Genomic DNA, 793 nt, shown 5'->3' on the forward strand with positions numbered 1-793 from the left:
ATGGTACAGGAAAGCTAACTGTCACCGGAGTTATTGAAGAAGAAGAAATGGGAGCGCCAGGAAGAACTGTACGACGCAAAAGTATGGCAAAAGGATCGCTGGAAAATGTACTTACTGTATTGGCTAAGCTATATGGGATTGAATATCATAAATATGATATTCATGTAAATTTCCCCGGTGGCGTTCCTGTAGATGGCCCGTCAGCCGGTGTGACAGTAGCAACTGCGATTTATTCGGCGGTTAAGAACATACCGATCGATAATACTGTGGCAATGACTGGTGAAATCTCGATCCGCGGGCTGGTAAAACCAGTTGGCGGAGTGAGCGCAAAACTAGCCGCAGCGAAACAGGCGGGTGCACGGCGGGTAATAATTCCTGCAGAAAATTGGCAGGAACTTTATAAGAACATGGATATTGAAGTGATTCCTGTTGAAACTTTCGATGAAGTATTACAGCATGCTGTGATCAAGACCGGCGAAGTGCTGCGGCAGGATGTAACAGTAACTATGCCGGATGTGTTGGCTGCAGCCGGTGTCGATAAAGTTTAAGATAATGTTAGCCGGGTCGACAAACCCGGCCTATATTTATTAAGGGATAAAAGGATTTTTTGTGGTTGCGTTAGAATATTTTACATAGCGGTGTTGAAACTACTAATAACTTAAGCCAAATGCCGCAAGGTTACCGAAGGGAGGAAGCAGTTTTGACAGATAAACGCCGTACAATACCACTGTTACCATTAAGAGGTATATTAGTTTTTCCATACATGATTATTCATCTAGATGTTGGACGGGAA

General features: G+C 43.8%; 1 protein-coding gene. It reads left to right on the forward strand.

Annotated features, from left to right (window positions below; translation table 11 throughout):
- On the forward strand, nt 1-548 hold a 548-nt coding region (locus AC29Z1_RS16875; protein ID WP_488272614.1), incomplete at its 5' end, for a S16 family serine protease.
- Nucleotides 549-793 lie beyond the last annotated feature (245 nt).

It is taken from the genome of Sporomusa sp., assembly GCF_057736855.1.